Origin of the sequence: Kitasatospora sp. MY 5-36 (assembly GCF_001182915.1) — a bacterium.
In the GTDB taxonomy this organism is placed as follows: Bacteria; Actinomycetota; Actinomycetes; order Streptomycetales; family Streptomycetaceae; genus Kitasatospora.
Genome location: NZ_LFVW01001056.1, coordinates 1 through 2,176, shown reverse-complemented (window position 1 = coordinate 2,176; position 2,176 = coordinate 1). Strand labels below are relative to the sequence as shown.

The window sequence follows — 2,176 nt, the reverse complement described above, 5'->3', positions numbered from 1 at the left end:
TCACCGAGCTGCTCGACCCCGCCGTGCCCCTGCCGGACCCGGCCGACCCGGCCACCGCGGTCAATCCCGCCACCGCGGCCGACCCGGCCGCCGCGGTCACTCCGGCTGCCCCCGCAGGTGCCTGACCAGCCGGGCGATCGCGGGCGCCCCGCCGTTGGCGCCGACCGCCGTCACCCAGTTCCGCGCCTGGCCCGGCAGGTCCTCCCGGCTCGGGCAGGAGAAGCTGAACAGCCAGACGTGGGCGGACAGATCGCGCTCCGGAAGTGCTCGCCACTCCTCGCCCCCGGCGGCCGTCAGCACGTCCTGGCAGGCCGCCAGCGCCTGGTCCCCGTCCCCGGCCCACTCCTGCCGCAGCCACAGCAGGAAGTTGGTCTGGGCCGTCGTGGTGTCGTCCCTGGTCGCCTCGCCCTTGAGCATCCGGTTGACGATCGCGCTCTGCGGTTCCCGTGTCCTCGCCATGCCGCCATCGTTCCGGCACCGCGGCCGCCCTGACAAGGGCGTCACTCAAAAGCCGTACGGCGCCCGCCCGTTCACTCCCCGCGCAGGTGGGCCAGCACCGCGAGGACCCGCCGGTTGCCCTCCGTCGGGTCCAGGTCCAGCTTCATGAAGATGTTCCCGCAGTGCTTCACCACCGAGGCCTCGGTGATGCTCAACCGGCCTGCCACGGCCTGGTTGTTGAGGCCCTCGGCCATCAGCGCGAGCACCTCGCGCTCGCGCGGGGTGAGCCGGGCCAGCGGGCGGTCGGCGGACCGGCCGCGCAGCAGCACCCGGACCACCTCGGGGTCGATCAGCGTCTCCCCGTCGGCGACCCGCCGCAGCGCGTCCAGGAAGTCCGCGACGTCGCCGACCCGGTCCTTCAACAGGTAGCCCAGACCGGCCGGTTGGGCGCCGGCGGCGGCGAGCAGCCGGGTCGCGTACGGGGTGGCCACGTACTGGGAGAGGACCAGGACGGGCAGGCCCGGGTGGCGCTCGCGCAGGGCGAGGGCGGCGCGCAGGCCCTCGTCGGTGTGGTCGGGGGGCATCCGGACGTCGGTGACCACGATGTCCGGCCGCTCGGCGTCGACGGCCGCGGCCAGCGCCTCCGCGTCGCCGACGGCGGCGGTCACCCGGTGGCCGCCGAGGGTGAGGAGTTCGACCAGTCCGGCGCGCAGCAGCACCGCGTCCTCGGCGATCACGACCCGGAGCACGGGACCTCCAGCCGCAGCGTCGTCGGGCCGCCCGTCGGGCTCGTCACCATCAACCGTCCTCTCAGCAGTGCCACCCGGTCGGCGAGTCCCGCCAGCCCGGCCCCGGCGGCCGGGTCCGCCCCGCCCCGGCCGTCGTCGGTCACCTGGACGACCAGCCGGCCGCCCGCGAGCCGCCCGTGGACGGTGATCGCGGTGGCGCCGCTGTGCTTGGCGGCGTTGGTGAGCGCCTCGGTGACGGTGAAGTAGGCGGTGGTCTCCACCGGGGCGGGCAGCCGCTCCGGGAGCTCGATGTCGGTGGCCACCGGGATCGGGTGGCGCTGCGCGACCTCGTCGACGGCGGCGGCGAGCCCGTGGTCGGTGAGCACCTGCGGGTGGATGCCGCGCACCAGCCCGCGCAGCTGCTCCAGCGCCTGCCGGGCCTCGCCGCGCGCCCGGGTGACGAGCTCCGCCGCCCGGCCGTCCCGGTCGCGCAGCTCGTACTCGGCCAGCCCGAGGGTCATGCTGAGCGCGACCAGCTGCTGCTGCGCGCCGTCGTGCAGGTCGCGCTCGATCCGGCGCCGCTCGGCCTCGAAGGCGTCGGCCAACCGGGCCCGGGAGCGGGTGAGTTCGAGCACCTGGTGGCCGAGGTCGTCCTCCCGGGGCCCGAGCAGGAAGCGGGCCAGCGCGACCTCGGCCCGGACCAGCAGCGCCCCGGCGTACGCGCAGAGCAGCAGGCCGGCCAGTCCGGCGGCGGTGAACGGCAGGGCGGCGAACGGCCCGGCGACGGCGCGCCCGGGGACGAGCATCACGGTCTCCGGGGCGAGCGCCCAGACCACCAGCGGGGAGACCGTGAACGCGCCGGAGAGCACCAGCAGCGCGGTGAAGCCCAGCGAGGCGGCGGCCAGCACGGTCGAGGTGAGCCCGGCGTGGGCGAGTTCGCGCCAGGTGGCCCGCTCGCGCAGCCGGGTGCGGACGCGGGCGCGGCGGCCCGCCCCGGGCAGGCTGCGGTG

3 protein-coding genes are annotated in these 2,176 nt (G+C 76.4%); all 3 read right to left on the bottom strand.

Annotation, left to right across the window (positions count from 1 at the left end; translation table 11 throughout):
- Positions 1 to 96: 96 nt before the first annotated feature.
- Entirely contained in the window at positions 97 to 459 is a 363-nt protein-coding gene (locus AE652_RS40020) for a hypothetical protein (RefSeq protein WP_049660617.1), read from the bottom strand.
- A 71-nt stretch (positions 460 to 530) separates the two neighbouring features.
- On the bottom strand, positions 531 to 1,187 hold the full coding sequence (locus AE652_RS40015; RefSeq protein ID WP_049660614.1) for a response regulator transcription factor: 657 nt from the start codon (positions 1,185 to 1,187) through the stop codon (positions 531 to 533).
- The coding region (locus tag AE652_RS40010) for a histidine kinase (protein ID WP_049660611.1) at positions 1,172 to 2,176 on the bottom strand (1,005 nt) is incomplete at its 5' end. The genes AE652_RS40015 and AE652_RS40010, both read right to left, overlap by 16 nt.

Excerpts from the sequence above, each read along its gene's own strand:
- AE652_RS40020 (WP_049660617.1), bottom strand. The coding sequence starts at position 459 with ATGGCGAGGACACGGGAACCGCAGAGCGCGATCGTCAACCGGATGCTC.